We start from the raw sequence: 17525 nt of genomic DNA, 5'->3' as shown, positions 1-17525 counted from the left end.
ATTACTCAACCCAAGCGTGAAGATCGACCATTGGTGCATCTGACCAAAGCTTCTCTAAGTTATAAAAGCCGCGCTCTGCTGATTGGAATACATGAACGATGATATCGCCTAAATCGATCAGTACCCACTTGCCGCCATCTTTTCCTTCAATTCGTTTCACTTCTACGCTTGCTTCTTCTTCTTTTTCAATAATTTCTTCCACAATGGCATTGATTTGACGTTCACTCGTTGCTTGGCAAATCATAAAGTAATCTGCTAAAAGTGAGATTTCATGCACATCTAAAGCGACAATTTCCTCTGCTCTTTTTGAATCGGCTGCTTTTACAGCGATTTCTAAAATCTGTTGACTATCTATGATGGTTTCCTCCTATTATTTAATTAAAATTTTTTGTTTTTCCGTTGAAGCTGAACACTTTATTCAGCTTGATCTACTACCCAATAATTATATGTCTCAAGGGTTTTAGGATAAATTTTTTGTTCTTGTTCGACTAAGTGTAGTAATGTATGTTTTGTTTCGTAAGCAACTGCCTCATCCAAATCAATTAATGCAATTTCCCTTGCTTCTTTTACGCCTGGAAAGTTCCGGCCTGGTTCAATGTAATCAGCAACATATATAATTTTATCTAGCAAACTCATCTTAGCAGCACCCGTAGTATGGAGACGAATTGCCTCTAAAATCTCTTCGTCATTGATCCCTAGTTCTCTTTGAACCATGCTAGCCCCAACAAGTCCATGCCAAATCGCATTACCATAATTTAGCAAATCTTGATCATAGCCATCACGCTGGATGATCATTTCAAACTCTTCGTTCGGACGTTCTTTGGCATAATCGTGAGTCAACGCCGCAATGCTTGCCTTTTCTTCAGAAGCACCGTATTTAGCCGCTAACGCAACAGCCATTTCTTCTACTCCTAAAACATGTTTGAATCGGCGTTCACTCATACGCATCTGGACTTTCTGCATCAATTCTTCTCTTTTAAACGTCGTATAATTTCTGCTAAATTCCATCTGCATACAGCCCCTTCTCTTCTATATAGTGTATCACACTATCAGGCAGTAAGTAGCGTGTAGAACAACCATTTTTGATTTTTTCTCGAATCACAGTTGAACTAATATCCATTTGCGGAACATCTACCCAAATAATTGGGTAGGGTGTGATCGTTCCATAATGAGGACGACGGATACCGACAAAACTGGTTAAGGTTAACAATTCATCAATTTTATACCACTTTGGTAAATATTCTACCATGTCTCCACCAATGATAAAATAGTAATCTGTATCTGGGTTATTTTGCGTTAAAGCTTTCATTGTATCATAGGTGTAACTTTTTCCCTTACGGAATAACTCAATGGGTTCCACAGCTAAATTATGATTGTCAGCTATCGCCAGTTCTAACATCGCCAATCGGTGTTTGCTATCGATCGTCTTTTTTTCATCTACATGAGGTGGTAAATAAGTAGGCATCAAATAGACTTTATCAAGACCAAGTTGTTGTTGCACTTGATCGGCCATCACTAAATGAGCCACATGAACTGGATTAAAATTTCCACCTAATATTCCTACCTGTTTACGCTTTTGAAAAAGCTCTGCTTCTTCCACAATTACTTCTGCTTTCAACGCTGCATTCGTATTTGTCCCCATTTTTCTTACCTCCAAGTTTTAAATTGCTTTAACTTCTTTAGAGATTTTTTGATATTTTTCGTTAGATGATGGTTTAAATAAAACTAATACACGTCCGATGATTTGAACGATATCGCAATGAATATCTGCTTTTAAAGCATCTGCTACATCTTCAGCAATTTCATCGGTATTTTGTAACAATGTGACTTTGATCAACTCACGTTTTTCTAATGCTTCATTGATCTGCACCACCATCGCAGAATTCAAACCGCCTTTACCAATTTGAAAAATCGGTTGTAAATGATGTGCTTGACTACGCAAAAAACGCTTTTGTTTTCCTCTTAAATCCACTAAATTTCCTTCTCTCTGTTCTCACTTATGATTAAATCAAGGCTTTTCTTCTTAATACGTCGACACCCTTAGGAGCCCATCCAGCAACGACACATGGTTCAGTTACTGTGATCCAACCAAGTCCGGCAAATACGATATCGGTTTTTTCTTTGATAGAAAATTCAAAACGAACCAACTCTGGGAACGTCTCTACTTCATCTGGACGAGGGGGTTGTAATAAACCACCGACATGTTTTTCATAAAACCCATCGGCCGTTGCAAGTTTAGTACGATGGATTCCTAGATCATTTGACACGTAGGCAATAAAAGAACTCCGTTCCCCTTGAATAAAATCAAATCGGGCTAAACCACCTAAAAACAATGTTTGCTCTGGATTCAACTGATACACTTTTGGCTTAATCTCTTTTTGCGGCGCAATGATTTTTAAATCTTTTTTACCCAGATAATGTGCCATTTGATGACGATGGATAATTCCTGGTGTATCGATCAAGAAATGACCATCATCTAAAGGAATTTCAATTTTGTCTAACGTTGTTCCAGGAAATTGAGATGTTGTGATGACGTCTTGAACGCCGGCTGTCTGTTTAATGATTTGATTGATCAATGTTGACTTCCCAACATTGGTCACACCGACCACATAAACATCTTTACCTTCACGATATTTTTCAATCGTCTTAAGTAAGTTTTCCATTTCTTGAGGTTTCTTTGCACTGGTCAATAAAACATCGACAGGTCGTAAGCCTTCTTCATGAGCACGCTCTCTCATCCATTGAATCATTTTAGGCTTCTTTAATGATTTTGGTAAAATATCGACTTTGTTTCCTACCATTAAAACTGGATTGTCTCCAATAAAACGATGTAATCCGGGAATCAAAGAGCCATTAAAATCAAAAATATCAACAACATTCACGATTAGTGCGTCTTCTTTACCCAATTCATTCAACAAACGTAAAAAATCATCATCTGTTAATTGAACATCTTGGATATCATTGTAATGTCTTAAGCGAAAACAGCGCTGGCAATAAACTTCCCCTGTCTCCATTCCTTTTTCAAAAGCAGCTTTTGGTGTATAACCTAATTCATTTGGATGTTCAGTTTGGATGATTGCACCACAACCGATACAATGAATCGCTTCTTGCTCACTCATTCTAGTCCGCCTTTCCATATCATATCTGGATGTTTTTTCGCTAAATGCTTCATGATTTTTCGTTCAAAAAAACGATTGATCCTTGTATTCCATCCATCTGTAGCAACAATTGGACGAACCAAAATATTTCTAATTCCTGCAGCATTTGCACCACGAATATCAGTCATGATTTGATCACCGACCATCACTAATTCTTCAGGTTTTAGCTGCAATCTTTTTTCAGCTTCTCTGAATCCTCTTGTTGAAGGTTTCAATGCTCTAGATACATACTCTAAATCAAATTTCTCTACTGCACGTTTGATTCGACTAGATTTATTATTTGAAACGACCACAACTGGGATCCCCGCATTTTTCATTTCTAGAATCCACGTCAATAATTCTTCCGTTCCGTCTGGATTATCCCAAGCAATCAAAGTATTGTCCAAATCGGTCAACACAGCCTTGATCCCTAATTTTTTTAATTGGTTCGGCGTGATTTTATAAATCGCATCGACCATCCAAGTTGGTTTAAATTTTAAAAACATAGTAACTCCTCTCATCTCCACGATGAACTTTCTCATAATGAAAGGAGTACTAAGCTAGCACTCCTCCAATTTGTATTATACTGCATTTTCCTAAAAAATTCTATAAATGCCGATCATAATTTCAGTCATTCAAAATATAACTAATAATCGCTATTTTTCTCAAGTTCTCATCTATGTGATAAACTTTTCCTATAGTTTAAAATAAAGTGAGGGAATTTAATGACAGTTACTATAAAAAAAGCATCGATCAATCTCTTTGTACCAAACACAGAAGAGGCAATGGTACTGTATGAAAATGTTTTTGAAGCACGCAAAATTGAACTATTGATTACAGAAGAAATGAAGTCTGGTCGTTTTAGCATTGGAGAAAGTCTCTTTGCTTTGGCTGATGAACAACCAGAAAATGGTGGGAAATCACCTCTTTCATTACAAGGAACTCCTTTTTGTATCCAGTTGATTTGCGATAATGTAGAAGAACTTGTCGAAAAAGCATTAGCGGCAGGTTTTGATCTAGAAATGCCGATCACTGTTGTTCCTAACAAATTTAAAGTAGCGAATATTAAAGATCCTTTTGGATTTATCTGGTCGATTTCAGAAATTTATACAAATGAATACTAAAAAAACGATTGGGACATAACGCGAAGAGTTATGTCCCAATCGTTTTTTTACTCAATATTTCCGAAAACGCTGATAGCGATTTTCTAACAACTGCTCTGTTTCTAACTGAGATAGCTCAGAAAACTTACTAATAAGGGCTTTTTGAATCATTCGATTGATTTTTGGCTGCTCCAATGCCTCACCATTCATTTCCTCTGGAATCACCCGATCAATAATCGTTAATTCTTTTAATTCCGTTGCAGTAATTTTCATCAATTCTGCGGCCTCTTTAGCTCGACTCCCGTCTTTCCACAGAATCGAAGCAAAACCTTCTGGAGATAGTACAGCATAAATCGTATGTTCTAGCATCCAAACTTCATCAGCTACTGCAAGTGCTAAAGCACCACCACTTCCGCCTTCACCAATGATAATTGCAATGATCGGTACACTTAAATCAGACATTTCTATCAAATTTTTAGCAATTGCTTCTCCTTCACCACGTTCTTCTGCCTCAATACCGCAGTAAGCTCCTGCAGTATTGATAAACGTAACGACTGGACGACCGAACTTTTCTGCCTGCTTCATCAAACGCAAAGCTTTTCGATAACCTTCTGGATGTGGTGCTCCAAAATTTCTTTCAATATTTTCAGGTAAATTACGTCCCTTTTGAATCCCGACAACTGTTACAGGTTTTTCTTCCAGTGTTGCAACACCACCAACAACAGCTAAATCTTCTCCAAAATAACGATCCCCGTGAAATTCCATGAAATCAGCAAATATTGCATCGATATACTCCAATGTAGTGAAACGATCCTGTGCTCTGGCAAGGGTGACAATATCATTGGCTGTTTTTTCCATCGTTATTTCCACCCTTTCATCGTGTGAATCTTTATTAATTTACTAAGTACTTCCTGCAATTGATTTCTAGGAACAATCTTATCCACAAAACCATGATCCAGTAAAAACTCCGCTTTTTGAAAATCATCTGGTAATTCTTGACGAATTGTTTGTTCAATAACTCGACGCCCTGCAAACCCAATCAAACTTTGCGGCTCTGCTAAAATAATATCGCCATCCATCGCAAAACTAGCCGTAACTCCCCCTGTTGTTGGGTCAGTCAACACAGTAATATACAGCAATCCTGCATTACTATGTCTTTTAAGGGCTCCAGATATTTTTGCCATTTGCATCAGAGAAAAAATCCCTTCTTGCATCCGTGCTCCCCCTGAAGCAGTAAAGATGATCACTGGCAGTCGCTGTTCTGTTGCTCGTTCAAATAAACGAGTGATTTTCTCACCTACAACCGTTCCCATACTTCCCATGATAAAATTAGCATCCATCACACCAATACAAATATGTTGACCATTAATTTTAGCTTTCCCTGTCAGAACTGCTTCATGTAGTTCTGTTTTTTCCTGCATTATATTGATTTTATCCAAATAATCTGGAAAGTTTAAAGGGTCATTTGTCACTAAATCAGTATCCCATTCTTCAAAACTCTTCTCATCTACTGTCAATGCAAGACGTTCCCATGCACCGATTCTAAAGCTATAACCACAATAAGGGCAGACTTTTTCTGCCCCCATATCTTTAGTATATAGCGTACGTTTGCAACAAGGACATTTTGCCCACATGTTATCAGGAACTGCAGGTTTTTTTACAGAAGATTGGTCGCCTTGGCGATTCGGATTGATTCGAATGTAATTTTTCTTTTTAAATAAAGCCATACACCTGCTCCTTTTTAATTATCGCTTTCTGGTTCCCAATTTGGTAAAAATGTTTCTTGTAAAAAACTTGTATCATAATCACCAGTTAATACATTTTCATGCGTAATCAAATCTAGCTGAAATTCTGCATTTGTAATAATTCCATCAGTTACGATCTCATGTAAAGCACGCTGCATTTTCATCAATGCATCCATTCGGTCACTTCCATGAACAATCACTTTGGCGATCATCGAATCATAAAAGGGCGGAATCGTATACCCTGAATACATTGCACTATCAACTCTCAATCCCATACCTCCACTTGGAAGTAATAAATTATTGATTTTTCCAGGAGAAGGTGCAAAATTAAAGGCAGGATTTTCAGCATTGATTCGGCATTCAATTGCATGACCAGAGATCGTGATATCTTCTTGCGTATAAGGTAACTCTTCACCAGAAGCCACTTTCAGTTGTGCTTTGACAAGATCGATCCCCGTCACCATTTCAGTAACAGGATGTTCTACTTGAATCCGTGTATTCATTTCCATAAAATAAAATTCACCAGATTTATCCATTAAAAATTCAATGGTTCCAGCATTTTCATACTGAACTGCTTTTGCTGCACGTACAGCCGTTTCACCTAATAGCTGACGTTTTTCCGGTGAAATTGCGATCGATGGTGATTCTTCAAGTACTTTTTGATTATTTCTTTGTAAAGAACAATCTCGTTCACCTAAATGAATGACATGACCATAATGATCACCTAAAATTTGTACTTCGATATGACGTGCCGGGTAAATAATTTTTTCTAAGTACATATCATCATTACCAAAAGCCGCTTTTGCCTCTTGCTGTGCTGAGGTAAAATGTTGAGGTAATTCTTCTTTTTTTAACACCTTACGAATTCCCTTACCACCACCACCAGCAGCAGCTTTCAACATAACTGGATAACCAATCTCATCTGCGATTGCTAATGCTTCTTCAACCGAATTAATCACTCCTGTACTACCAGGGATAACTGGAACGTTGGCTTTTTGCATCAATTCACGCGCATTGATTTTATTCCCCATAGCATCGATGGTCTCTGCTTTAGGTCCGATAAAGGTAATATTGCATTCTTCACACATTGCAGCAAATTGGCTATTTTCTGATAAAAAACCAAACCCAGGGTGAATGGCTTCTGCGTTCGTGACAATAGCTGCACTTAACACACTTTGAACATTCAGATAAGAGTCCGCAGCTTTCGCTGGCCCAATGCAAATAGCCTCATCTGCAAGCTGTGTATGCAACGCTTCTTTATCCGCCTCAGAATATACCGCAACAGTCTGTACACCTAATTCACGACATGCTCGAATAATTCGAACAGCGATTTCTCCTCTATTTGCAATTAAAACTTTTGAAAACATAGCTCACCTATCCAATCATAAAGGTCAATTCTGCTTCCGCTACTTTTTTCCCATTCACAGTTGCAGTTCCTTTGCCGATACCGGCTATTGATTTTACTTTCATAATTTCTACTTCTAACATCAATGTATCTCCAGGAACAACTTTTTGCCTAAACTTGGCTTTATCAATACCGCCAAAATAAGCGGTCTTACCTTTAAAATCTGGCATAGACAATAATGCTACAGCTCCAGCCTGAGCTAATGCTTCAAGAATCAAAACACCTGGCATAACAGGCTCACCTGGAAAATGACCTTGGAAAAAAGGTTCATTGATCGTAACGTTTTTCTTAGCTATGACTTTTTCGCCTACAACAATTTCTTCCACTGTATCTAATAGTAAAAAAGGATAACGATGTGGAATAATCTCTTTGATTTCTTGAATATTCATACTTACACTCCCTTAGATACACGGAATAATGGCTGATTAAACTCAACAACATCTTCATTTTGTATCAAGATCTCAGTAATCACACCGTCAACCGTTGAAGTAATTTCATTCATAAGCTTCATTGCTTCAACAATACACACGACATCACCTTTTTTCACTGAATCTCCAACTTGTTTAAAACTTTCTTTATCAGGAGCTGGTTTTAAATAAACCACGCCTACGATTGGAGAAACAATTTCTTCTGTATTTTCTGGTTTCAGCTCATTTTTTACAACATCATTAGTCGATTCTTTAGCTTCTGCTGTGTGACTTGTGGCTTCCGTTACCTCTTGATTTATTACATTATTATCAGTTACTTGTTTCACTTCACCAAATGTTTTTTGCGAAACTTTATTTTTATTCATGTAAAGACCAAATGAACCTTCTCTAAGATCAAATTCTGTTAGTGTCGATTGGTCAAACTGCGTCAATAATTCCTTCACTTCATTGATATTCATTTTAATCCTCCCAACGTTTTAAACAAAGTACTGCATTATGTCCACCAAAACCAAAGGAATTGGTTAGTGCATAATCAAATTCATGTTTTTGGCTTTCATTAGTTACAATATTTATCTCAATTGCTTCATCAAGTTGTTTGATATTGATTGTTGGTGGAATAAATTGATGTTGTAATGCATTTAAGGTAGCAATTGCTTCAATACCGCCAGTTGCTCCTAGTGCGTGTCCTGTCATACTTTTCGTACTGCTGACACGTACATTTTTAGAAGCCTCTCCTAATGCCGTTTGAATTGCTTTAGTTTCTGCAACATCATTAGAAGGTGTGCTTGTTCCATGAGCGTTGATGTAGCCTACATCTGTAGCATCAATCGCCGCTTCTTCAATCGCTAATTTCATCGCTTTAGCAGCACCACTTCCGTCAGGTCTTGGTGAAGTCATATGATAAGCGTCACAGTTCGAACCATAACCAACGATTTCACCTAAAATCTTAGCCCCTCGTTTTTGAGCATGCTCCAAAGATTCAAGAACTAAAATTCCAGCTCCTTCGCCCATCACAAATCCGCTACGATCTTTATCAAAAGGAATCGATCCTCTATTTGGATTTTCTTCAGAAGTCACAGCTGTTAATGAAGCAAAGCCTGCAATCCCGATTTCGGTAATAGAAGCCTCTGTTCCACCAGCTAACAAAACATCAGAATAACCATGCTTGATATTTCTAAACGCCTCACCGATCGAATTATTCGCCGTTGCACAAGCCGTTACAGTAGCAGAACAAATACCTCTTGCTCCAACTCGTAAAGCGATGTTCCCAGCTGCCATATTTCCAATCGCCATTGGTATAAATAATGGGGCTACTCTTTGAGGACCTTTTTCACGCATCCGAATCACTTGATCTTGAATGGTTTGAAGACCACCAATACCAGAACCAACCATAACACCAAAACGATCAACATCAATTTGATCTACGTCTAGCTTACTCATTTCCATCGCTTCTAATGCTGCATAAATACCAAATAATGAAAACATATCCATTCGTTTAGCGTCTTTTTTTGTAAAGTACTTATCAAAAGGAAAATCCTTTACTTCTGCTGCTAACGTAATACCCGTTTCACTCGCATCAAATTTTGTAATCGGACCAATACCATTTTTTCCCGTTTGTAAACTCTCTAAAAAGGTTTCAGCCTCATTCCCGATTGGGGATGCTACACCATAACCTGTGATAACTACGCGATTCATTCAATCGCTCCTTTCAAGCTTGTTAATTAGCCCTGCATGACTAAACCACCATCTACATTCAAGACTTGCCCTGTGATATACGGACTTTTTGCTAAAAAGATGGCCGTATTAGCAACATCTTCCACTTGACCAAATGATTGTAAGGGAATTTGCTGATTCATTTGTTCTTTAACTTTATCGGATAAAACTTCTGTCATTTCTGTTTCGATAAAACCTGGTGCAATAGCATTACATGTAATTCCGCGTACAGCAACTTCTCTTGCCACAGATTTCGTTAAACCGATGACTCCAGCTTTACTTGCGGCATAATTAGCCTGACCGATATTACCCATCAAACCGACAACGCTAGACATATTGATAATACGTCCACTGCGTTGCTTCATCATTTTTTTTATTGCATGCTGTGTCATGTTAAAGGTTCCAGTTAAATTGATTTGAATGCAACTTGTAAAATCTTCTTCTGACATTCTCAATAGTAATTTATCATTCGTGATTCCTGCATTATTAACTAAAATATCGACAGATCCTAACCCATCAACGACAGCTTGAATCATTTCTCCCGCAGAATCAAAGTTTGCGATATCGCCAGAGACGCCAATACATTTAACCCCAAAAGTTTCTACCTCTGAAATTAAATCAGCACTGATTTCTCCACGACCATTTAAAGCAATATTCGCTCCTTCTTTAGCAAATGCTAAAGCAACGGCTTTCCCAATTCCTCGTGTGCTTCCTGTAACAAACACGTTTTTTCCAGTTAAATCCATTCCTTACCTCCCGTCCAACAGCGACTCAGTTTCGGACAATGTTTTTTCATCCTCAACACGAGCTGTTTGGATTTCTTTATCGATCTTCTTGATAAAACCAGTCAATGTCTTGCCTGGTCCAACTTCTATAATGACATCAACATCCATTTTTTTAATTGTTTCAATACTATCAGCAAAACGAACAGCAGACATTACTTGTTTTTCCAACAATTCTTTGATCTCTGTTTGTCCCATTACTTGCGCTGTAGTGTTACTTATCACAGGAATCGTCATTTCTGCAAAATTTATTTTTTCCAGTTCAATCGCTAATTTTTCAGAGGCAGGCTTCAGTAATGCTGTATGAAAAGGTCCACTAACTTTTAAAACAACCGTCCTCTTCACACCAGCTTCTGTCAGTAATTCAACAGCTTTATCTACCGCGGGAATTTCTCCGCCGATGACTATTTGCTGAGGTGTATTATAATTTGCAGGAGAAACGATCCCAAATGCACTCGCTTCTTGACAGCAGCGCTCAATCAAAGTCCGCTCTGCATTCATTACTGCAACCATTTTCCCAGTACCTGTTGGTGCAGCTTCAGCCATTAATTTTCCTCTTTTAGCAACTAATTGAACGGCTTCTTTAAATGAAATCGCACCACTAACCACAAGTGCGCTATATTCTCCAAGACTTAGCCCAGCTACAACATCTGGCTGATACCCTTTAGACTTTAAAAGACGATAAAAAGCAATACTAACTGTTAAAATAGCTGGTTGTGTATACATAGTTTCATTTAGTTGATCATTTTCAGTAAAACAAAGTTCTGCCATGTCATAACCTAAAACATCACTTGCTTCTTGAAATGTATCTTGAATAATTTTCTCTTTATCAAATAATTCTTTTCCCATGCCAATATACTGGGCGCCTTGTCCACTAAATACAAAAGCTGTTTTCATTACTCTACTCCTTATTTTAAAAGCTGAATGAGTCGTTTATTCTCGCTTGAAAATCAGATTTATGATACGTTTGACCACCAGCATATTTTATCTTTTTCCGAAAGTTTGGCATATGAGGTTTGATAGATTTAAAAGTAACTGCCATAACGATTATTTTTTATGACCATTGACTAAATCTAGCTGCCATAACTTCTTTTGTTTCAATGATATAAGAATCAATAATTTCCTGCACTGTTTCTTCTTTTTTCACAAGACCTGCGATTTGTCCTGCCATGATCGATCCATGATTTACATCGCCTTCTACAACTGCCTTGCGTAAAGCCCCTTGACCCAATCTATCAAATTTTTCAAGATCAGGAACATCTTTTTTCAATTCGATCTTTTCCAATCGATCATACTCGTTAGTCAACTTATTCTTGATAGCTCGTACCGGATGTCCAATATGTTGGCAAGTAACAGTTGTATCAACATCTCTTGCTTTGATGATTCTAGCCTTATACTGTTCATGTACTGTACATTCCTTTGCAACTAAAAAACGGGTGCCTACTTGAACTGCATCCGCCCCTAGCATCAGTACAGCCGCCATTCCGCGTCCATCACCGATACCACCCGCAGCAATTACAGGAATTGTCAGGGCGTCTACAACCTGCGGCACCATACTCATTGTCGTTAACTTGCCAATATGTCCTCCAGCTTCCATCCCCTCAACTACCACTGCATCTGCTCCAATTTTTTCCATTCGAGTACCCAATGCAACAGAAGGGATTACTGGGATTACTTTAATGTTATGTTCTTTAAAGCGAGTCATATATTTGCCAGGATTACCTGCTCCCGTTGTTACAACTGGAACATTTTCTTCACAAACTAAGTCCACAATATCTTCTGCAAATGGCGAAAGCAACATAATATTAACGCCAAATGGTTTATCCGTAATTTCTTTAATTTTTTTGATTTCTGCTTGAACAACTTCCTTCGGTGCACTACCGCCTGCAATGATACCTAGTCCGCCTGCTTCTGAAACTGCTCCGGCTAAAGAAGCGTCTGCAATCCAAGCCATCCCTCCTTGAAAAATAGGGTATTCAATTCCTAGCAAATCACATATTTTTGATTGCATAAACGACATCCTTCAATTTATAGAGTGATTAATCAAAAAAGAGCTGGAACAAAACTCTATAAGTTCAGTACCAGCCTTTTTAATTCCAACGAACGGTGTGAAAAAAGCTAGACTCTTCAGCAATTATTGAGAATCACGTAGAGTCTTGCCCATCCAACTTTGATTTTACCTAATCGCTTTAATTATTCTGCTTTTTGTTTTTCTACATATGTTACTAAATCTTGGACAGTAGTGATACCATCTTCAGATTCAATTTTAATATCGAATGCATCTTCGATTTCGTTAATGATTTGGAATAAGTCTAAGCTATCCGCATCTAATTCTTCTTGAATATTTGTTGTTAATTTAACTTCCTCAGGCTCTTTACCTAATTCTTCTACAATAATTGCTTGAATTTTTTCGAATACCATGTGTATATTCCTCCAATAATTTTCTTTTTTAGTTTATATAGTCACAGTTTTACAGCGTTAAGAGGATTGATCCCCACGTTAAACCGCCGCCATAACCTGTTAACACAATTTTTTGTTTGGAGCCAAGTTGAAGCACTCCCTTTTCCACTGATTCATCTAATAACAACGGAATACTTGCACCAGATGTATTGCCATTATGTTCCATATTTGTGAGAAATTTTTCTCTTGGAATATTGAGTTTTTTCGATATTTTTTCAATGATGCGCTTGTTTGCTTGATGTAACAATAAATAATCTACATCTTCATCTACAATTTCTTGAATATTGTTGGTCACATCATTTAGCGAAAAATCATAGATATCTCTACCAACCATTTGTAGATAGGCTGATTCTTCAGAGACTCCAGAATAAAAAGGGCTTTTATTCTCTACATAACCAGAAGTCAATGACTTGCCTCTTTTTCCATCGGATTGAAGTTTTTCTTCGAAGAAGTGCTTTTCATTACTGGCTTCAATAAGTACACCAGCTGCACCATCCCCAAATAAAACAGCAGTACTGCGGTCATTCCAATCTAGAACTTTTGATAGAGTCTCTCCACCAATAATCATCCCTAATTTTTGACCAGTGCGAATCAATTTTTCCCCCACACTTAATGCATAGACAAAACCAGTACATGCAGCACTGATATCAAAAGCAAAAGCATGTGTGGCTGAAATACTTCCTTGAACAAGGCATGCCACAGAAGGTGTACCATAATCTGGTGTCATCGTTGCAACTAGGATAAAATCCAAATCCTCAGCTTTTTTACCAGACTTTTCCAATAGCTTTTCAGCTACTTTAATACATAAATCCGAAGTATTTTCATTCGTGGTAATATTTCTTGAGCGTATGCCTGTTCGACTGGAAATCCATTCATCTGAAGTATCCATCATCGTTGAAAGTTGATCATTCGAAACAGCATTTTCAGGAACATAACGACTCGTACAAGTTATTTTCGCATATTGATTCATCTTGGTCCTCACTTTTTATTTATATTCCTTTAAGAAATCATGAAGATTTTTCAATGCTTTTAATAAAGCTTTTTCTTCTGCTTTATCCATTTCATTCAAAATTCTTTTGACCATCTCTCTATGGAAGTGCTGATGAACACGAAAAAGTAATTTTCCTTTTTTTGTCAAACCTAACTTAACTACTCGGCGATCATCTTCACTTCGTATACGTTCAACATAGCCCTTTTTCACAAGGTTATTGATCGCTACTGTCAATGTTCCTACAGTAATTGATAATTCTTTAGCAACTTCTGAAGATGTCTTTTTCTTATACATTCCAATTGCTTCGATTGTGTGCATCTCTGTAATGGATAAGTCATTGAATTGTGATTTTTTCAATTCAGATTCTTCAATTGTCAAAATATCATTAAAAACACTGACAAGATAATCATTGACTGTTTCTAAATTAGGTTCCATTTGTGTACACCATCCATATAGTTTGATTATCAAATCATTTGATGTTCAAACTATATCGCATATAAAAAAAGATTGCAAGTAAAATATTTAATTTTTAATTTTTCTTAATCTCAAAATGAAGAAAATAAGATATTTAAGCCTCCCGAAAAAGATTATACCTAATAATTTTTACATATAAAGACAAAAAAAAATGACAATATTCATCGAATTTACTATCATTAAATTTATTTTGACTGTCAAAGTATTTTTTATTTATAATCAGAACAGAAGACACACGATTATGTCTTTGTCCCGAATAATAGATACTCTTGTGATTTTTGCTGGCGGTGTTTTTGATTGCTTAAATATTGATCACTGTATCAAATTTAGATATTCAGGTGTCCCAAATGGCTACGCATTTCACTGTCACAAAAGAATATGATGCTGCGGAAGTGTTTAAAACGTCGTATAGCGATGCTAAAAAAGAAGATATTACCATTATCGAAAGCCCGATTAGAATGTCAAGATATGCAATTAAGAATCCGTTTTCTGAACACATCAAAACGAACACGTCCCCATTGAAAAATGTCGCAGCTGTTTGTCCCTTAAACATTGTTAAACATAGTTACTAAGGATCCAGATCAGGTCTTAGTCTTTGGTGCTTACAAAATAAAAAAACGGCTATTTAAAGTGAGTTTCGGTGAATTAGTAACTGCATTAATAAAAAAATCCTGTGGCGTACAAAATTGTACGCCACAGGACTTTCGATTATTATCATTAATGTTTGTTAAATACTTACTGAAACCTTCTAATTATTGAATTAAATCATAAATTTCCATCGCAACAATATCAATATTATCAAATTGATAGCTTTGTTGAGAGTCAGTTTCTGTTAATTCAAATGTTTCAGTTGATTTATCATAAGTTACGATACATTTTTCTGCACCTTCACGTTCAAAACGACGAACTTGAATTTCGTTGTCTGTTGCTTCAGTCATCGCTTCAAGTCGCTTGATAATCGCCACAAGTTGTGAATGTTTCATAAATGGGCCTCCCTTTTAAAACTAGTTCTGTACCATTGTATCAAAACATTGTCTTTCTTGCATGATTTTTCGTCATTTTTTTTAATTTTTTTGCTGTTCTTTAATTTTTAACCAGTGGTTGTTTTCCATCTGTCCACCAAAGCTTGATCAAGGCCTGTGTCCCATCATTCTCAAACCCTTTATTAGCAAGCTTTTCATAGAGTTCTGTGGCTAGTGTAGTCGCCGGTAACTCAAGATTCATTTTCTCAGCCTCGTCTAAGGCGATCTTTAAATCTTTTATAAAATGCTTAACAAAAAAACCTGGAGAATAGTTTTCATTTAAAATTCTTGGGCTATAATTGCTTAACGACCAGTTGACTGCACTTCCCCCAGATAACGTTTCAATAACTTTATTTAGATCTAAGCCAGCTTTATTGGCATAAACCATCATCTCGGTCATTCCTGTCATAGTACCTGCGATCATGATTTGGTTAGCCATTTTAGTATGTTGGCCTTTTCCAGAAGTCCCATGCAATGTAAAAGTTTTCCCAAATGTTTTAAAAATCGGTATTACTTGCTCATATGCTGTTTGCTCCCCGCCCACCATGATGGTTAACGTTCCATTTTTAGCCCCTAAATCGCCTCCTGATACAGGAGCGTCTAAAGCTGCCCCACCTAATTCATTTGCTTTTATGGCTATTTTCTCAGCTAATGTCGGTGTGCTAGTAGTTAAATCGACAAGGATTTTATTTTTAATCTCTTTCGAAAAAATACCATTTTCTCCGAAGTAAATTGCTTCCACATCCTTAGGAAAACCAACCATTGTAAAAATAATATCACTATTTATGACAACATCCGCAGGAGTATTTTGCCACTCCGCTCCTTCTTTTACTAGATCATCAGTCTTGCTTTTGGTCCGATTATACACATTTACTTTTAATCCCTGTTTCATCATATTTCTAACGATTGCAGCACCCATAACACCTGTTCCAATGAATCCAATTTGTGGCATAGTCATAATCCTCCTAATTGTTTTTATCAAAAAACTTCTATTCTTAGTATAAACCAAGAATAGAAGTTTTAACATTTATTTTCTTAAAGAAGTAAGTTTGACCTTAATTCGCTCTATCGAAGCTGCAGCTTCTTTCTCTAGAATTAGCTGGTCGTAATATTTAATCATATCTTCGTAAAATTCAAGCATTACATTTCCAAAACGAGTTGCTGATATTTCATAAAGTTTTTCTTTTAAAATAGCTTCGTCAGGTTTGATTCCTGACTCAACATAATCAATAAAAGCTGGTGCAAAGTCTAGATCCGTTTTAAACGTTCGACCTAAACTTTCATGATCAAATAAATTATTTAAATAGGCATTTCCTTCAACTATACAAGGGACACCAGAGGCCATCGCTTCAGTGTATGTCAATCCTTGTGTTTCTGAGGTTGAAGCACTGACAAAGTAATCCGCAGCTTTATAATAAATAGCAACTTGATCATTCGGAACTTCACCAACAAATTGAATCTTATCACTTAAACCTAATTCTTCACCTAAGCAACGCAGTTTATCAACATATGGGCCATCACCCACAATAACGAAGCGAGCGTTTGGAAAACGGTCAAAAATAGTAGGTAATCCATTAACAATTGCTTGAATATTTTTTTCATATGAAATACGGCTTAAAGATAATAACATGATATTGTCATCAGTTAAGCTTAGCTCTGTACGAAGAGCTTTTTTCATATCAACTGTGATATCTGGTCTTTCAAACTTTTTAATATCAATTCCCGTTGGAATAATTCTCATGGGTGATGTAACACCATATTCTTTTAACTTATCGATAACTCTCTCACTTGGGCAAACAACCCCGGTTGTATGGTTTGCAAAAAAACGGGAAAAATACTTTACATGCGTCGGGCGTACAACTTTTCCTTTGGCAATATAATGTAAGTAATCTTCATACATCGTATGATATGTGTGAATAACGGGAACTTTAAGCTTTTTCCCAACCATTTTCCCTAACAAACCAGCTCCAAATTCTGTATGAGTATGAATCAAATCCAAATCCAATTCTTTAGCAATCAAATAAGCATACCACATACCACGTACTACAATGCGCCGATCTTTAAATGATACAAATGGAACACTAGGCATCCGGATAACATCTTCTTCAAATTCTTTTGCATTGGGATCAGTCGTTGTAAAAATATAGACTTGATGCCCTTTTTGCTCTAGTTCTTCTTTAAGTGTTTTAATTGATGTAGCAACCCCACTAACTTGGGGAAAATATGTATCTGTAAAGAAACCAAATTTCACTTTGTTCCCCTCCA

The 17525-nt window shown here is 36.9% G+C and carries 23 protein-coding genes; 2 read left to right on the top strand and 21 right to left on the bottom strand.

Features of this window, described 5'->3' with window-relative positions; translation table 11 throughout:
* Position 1: 1 nt before the first annotated feature.
* The 6 genes from rsfS to AC4BB5_RS04185 all read right to left on the bottom strand — a co-directional run bounded on the left by rsfS (position 2) and on the right by AC4BB5_RS04185 (position 3643).
* Positions 2 to 340: a ribosome silencing factor gene (gene rsfS, locus AC4BB5_RS04210; RefSeq protein ID WP_490459025.1), complete on the bottom strand. Its 339-nt coding sequence runs from the start codon at positions 338 to 340 to the stop codon at positions 2 to 4.
* Positions 341 to 414: 74 nt separating this feature from the next.
* On the bottom strand, positions 415 to 1008 hold the full coding sequence (gene yqeK / locus AC4BB5_RS04205; protein WP_490458144.1) for a bis(5'-nucleosyl)-tetraphosphatase (symmetrical) YqeK: 594 nt from the start codon (positions 1006 to 1008) through the stop codon (positions 415 to 417).
* Complete coding sequence (locus AC4BB5_RS04200; protein ID WP_490458143.1) at positions 998 to 1642, bottom strand: nicotinate-nucleotide adenylyltransferase; 645 nt, start codon at positions 1640 to 1642, stop codon at positions 998 to 1000. Before AC4BB5_RS04200 ends, yqeK begins: the two co-directional genes overlap by 11 nt.
* Positions 1643 to 1660: 18 nt before the next feature.
* Positions 1661 to 1972, bottom strand: coding sequence for a ribosome assembly RNA-binding protein YhbY (gene yhbY, locus AC4BB5_RS04195; RefSeq protein ID WP_490458142.1), 312 nt, complete (start codon positions 1970 to 1972; stop codon positions 1661 to 1663).
* 31 nt (positions 1973 to 2003) lie between these two features.
* The gene (yqeH, locus tag AC4BB5_RS04190; protein ID WP_490458141.1) at positions 2004 to 3119 is read right to left on the bottom strand and encodes a ribosome biogenesis GTPase YqeH; all 1116 of its coding nucleotides are present in this window, start codon (positions 3117 to 3119) and stop codon (positions 2004 to 2006) included.
* Positions 3116 to 3643, bottom strand: a complete 528-nt coding sequence (locus AC4BB5_RS04185; protein WP_490458140.1) for a YqeG family HAD IIIA-type phosphatase — start codon at positions 3641 to 3643, stop codon at positions 3116 to 3118. The genes yqeH and AC4BB5_RS04185 overlap by 4 nt, the downstream gene beginning before the upstream one ends.
* Positions 3644 to 3862: 219 nt before the next feature.
* Between AC4BB5_RS04185 and AC4BB5_RS04180 the strand changes: the two genes are divergently transcribed.
* A complete protein-coding gene (locus AC4BB5_RS04180; protein WP_490458139.1) occupies positions 3863 to 4261 on the top strand; it encodes a VOC family protein in 399 nt (132 codons plus the stop codon).
* 51 nt (positions 4262 to 4312) lie between these two features.
* On the opposite strand, the gene AC4BB5_RS04175 is transcribed toward AC4BB5_RS04180, so the two are convergent.
* From AC4BB5_RS04175 to fabT, 12 genes are all read right to left on the bottom strand, one after another.
* Positions 4313 to 5098: an acetyl-CoA carboxylase carboxyl transferase subunit alpha gene (locus tag AC4BB5_RS04175; protein ID WP_490458138.1), complete on the bottom strand. Its 786-nt coding sequence runs from the start codon at positions 5096 to 5098 to the stop codon at positions 4313 to 4315.
* A gap of 2 nt (positions 5099 to 5100) precedes the next feature.
* Positions 5101 to 5967 (bottom strand): acetyl-CoA carboxylase, carboxyltransferase subunit beta, encoded by an 867-nt coding sequence (gene accD, locus AC4BB5_RS04170; RefSeq protein WP_490458137.1) that lies wholly within the window; start codon positions 5965 to 5967, stop codon positions 5101 to 5103.
* A 14-nt stretch (positions 5968 to 5981) separates the two neighbouring features.
* The gene (locus AC4BB5_RS04165) at positions 5982 to 7352 is read right to left on the bottom strand and encodes an acetyl-CoA carboxylase biotin carboxylase subunit (protein WP_490458136.1); all 1371 of its coding nucleotides are present in this window, start codon (positions 7350 to 7352) and stop codon (positions 5982 to 5984) included.
* A 7-nt stretch (positions 7353 to 7359) separates the two neighbouring features.
* On the bottom strand, positions 7360 to 7779 hold the full coding sequence (gene fabZ, locus AC4BB5_RS04160) for a 3-hydroxyacyl-ACP dehydratase FabZ (protein ID WP_010760451.1): 420 nt from the start codon (positions 7777 to 7779) through the stop codon (positions 7360 to 7362).
* A 2-nt stretch (positions 7780 to 7781) separates the two neighbouring features.
* Positions 7782 to 8276 carry an acetyl-CoA carboxylase biotin carboxyl carrier protein gene (gene accB, locus AC4BB5_RS04155; protein ID WP_490458135.1) on the bottom strand — a complete coding sequence of 165 codons (495 nt, stop codon included), beginning with the start codon at positions 8274 to 8276 and terminating at the stop codon, positions 7782 to 7784.
* Position 8277: 1 nt separating this feature from the next.
* Positions 8278 to 9513, bottom strand: coding sequence for a beta-ketoacyl-ACP synthase II (gene fabF, locus AC4BB5_RS04150; RefSeq protein ID WP_490458134.1), 1236 nt, complete (start codon positions 9511 to 9513; stop codon positions 8278 to 8280).
* A 26-nt stretch (positions 9514 to 9539) separates the two neighbouring features.
* Positions 9540 to 10277 (bottom strand): 3-oxoacyl-[acyl-carrier-protein] reductase, encoded by a 738-nt coding sequence (fabG, locus tag AC4BB5_RS04145; RefSeq protein ID WP_490458133.1) that lies wholly within the window; start codon positions 10275 to 10277, stop codon positions 9540 to 9542.
* Positions 10278 to 10280: 3 nt separating this feature from the next.
* Positions 10281 to 11210 carry an ACP S-malonyltransferase gene (gene fabD, locus AC4BB5_RS04140; RefSeq protein ID WP_490458132.1) on the bottom strand — a complete coding sequence of 310 codons (930 nt, stop codon included), beginning with the start codon at positions 11208 to 11210 and terminating at the stop codon, positions 10281 to 10283.
* 157 nt (positions 11211 to 11367) lie between these two features.
* The gene (gene fabK / locus AC4BB5_RS04135) at positions 11368 to 12324 is read right to left on the bottom strand and encodes an enoyl-[acyl-carrier-protein] reductase FabK (protein WP_490458131.1); all 957 of its coding nucleotides are present in this window, start codon (positions 12322 to 12324) and stop codon (positions 11368 to 11370) included.
* A gap of 182 nt (positions 12325 to 12506) precedes the next feature.
* Positions 12507 to 12734: an acyl carrier protein gene (locus AC4BB5_RS04130; protein WP_025873142.1), complete on the bottom strand. Its 228-nt coding sequence runs from the start codon at positions 12732 to 12734 to the stop codon at positions 12507 to 12509.
* A gap of 49 nt (positions 12735 to 12783) precedes the next feature.
* Entirely contained in the window at positions 12784 to 13743 is a 960-nt protein-coding gene (locus AC4BB5_RS04125) for a beta-ketoacyl-ACP synthase III (protein WP_490458130.1), read from the bottom strand.
* A gap of 15 nt (positions 13744 to 13758) precedes the next feature.
* Positions 13759 to 14199 (bottom strand): fatty acid biosynthesis transcriptional regulator FabT, encoded by a 441-nt coding sequence (gene fabT / locus AC4BB5_RS04120; protein ID WP_490458129.1) that lies wholly within the window; start codon positions 14197 to 14199, stop codon positions 13759 to 13761.
* A gap of 386 nt (positions 14200 to 14585) precedes the next feature.
* Between fabT and AC4BB5_RS04115 the strand changes: the two genes are divergently transcribed.
* The gene (locus tag AC4BB5_RS04115) at positions 14586 to 14810 is read left to right on the top strand and encodes a hypothetical protein (RefSeq protein WP_490458128.1); all 225 of its coding nucleotides are present in this window, start codon (positions 14586 to 14588) and stop codon (positions 14808 to 14810) included.
* 180 nt (positions 14811 to 14990) lie between these two features.
* Here the strand turns inward: AC4BB5_RS04115 and AC4BB5_RS04110 are convergent, their stop codons facing one another.
* From AC4BB5_RS04110 to AC4BB5_RS04100, 3 genes are all read right to left on the bottom strand, one after another.
* Complete coding sequence (locus AC4BB5_RS04110; RefSeq protein ID WP_010760442.1) at positions 14991 to 15221, bottom strand: YkuJ family protein; 231 nt, start codon at positions 15219 to 15221, stop codon at positions 14991 to 14993.
* Positions 15222 to 15321: 100 nt separating this feature from the next.
* Positions 15322 to 16212, bottom strand: coding sequence for an NAD(P)-dependent oxidoreductase (locus AC4BB5_RS04105; RefSeq protein ID WP_490458127.1), 891 nt, complete (start codon positions 16210 to 16212; stop codon positions 15322 to 15324).
* Between the two features lie 75 nt (positions 16213 to 16287).
* Complete coding sequence (locus AC4BB5_RS04100; protein ID WP_490458126.1) at positions 16288 to 17511, bottom strand: glycosyltransferase family 4 protein; 1224 nt, start codon at positions 17509 to 17511, stop codon at positions 16288 to 16290.
* Positions 17512 to 17525: the final 14 nt, after the last annotated feature.

The sequence above is a fragment of the Enterococcus sp. AMC1252 genome (assembly GCF_058216515.1).
Note: the sequence above shows the minus strand (reverse complement) of the source record. Positions and strands in the feature narration are given on the sequence as shown.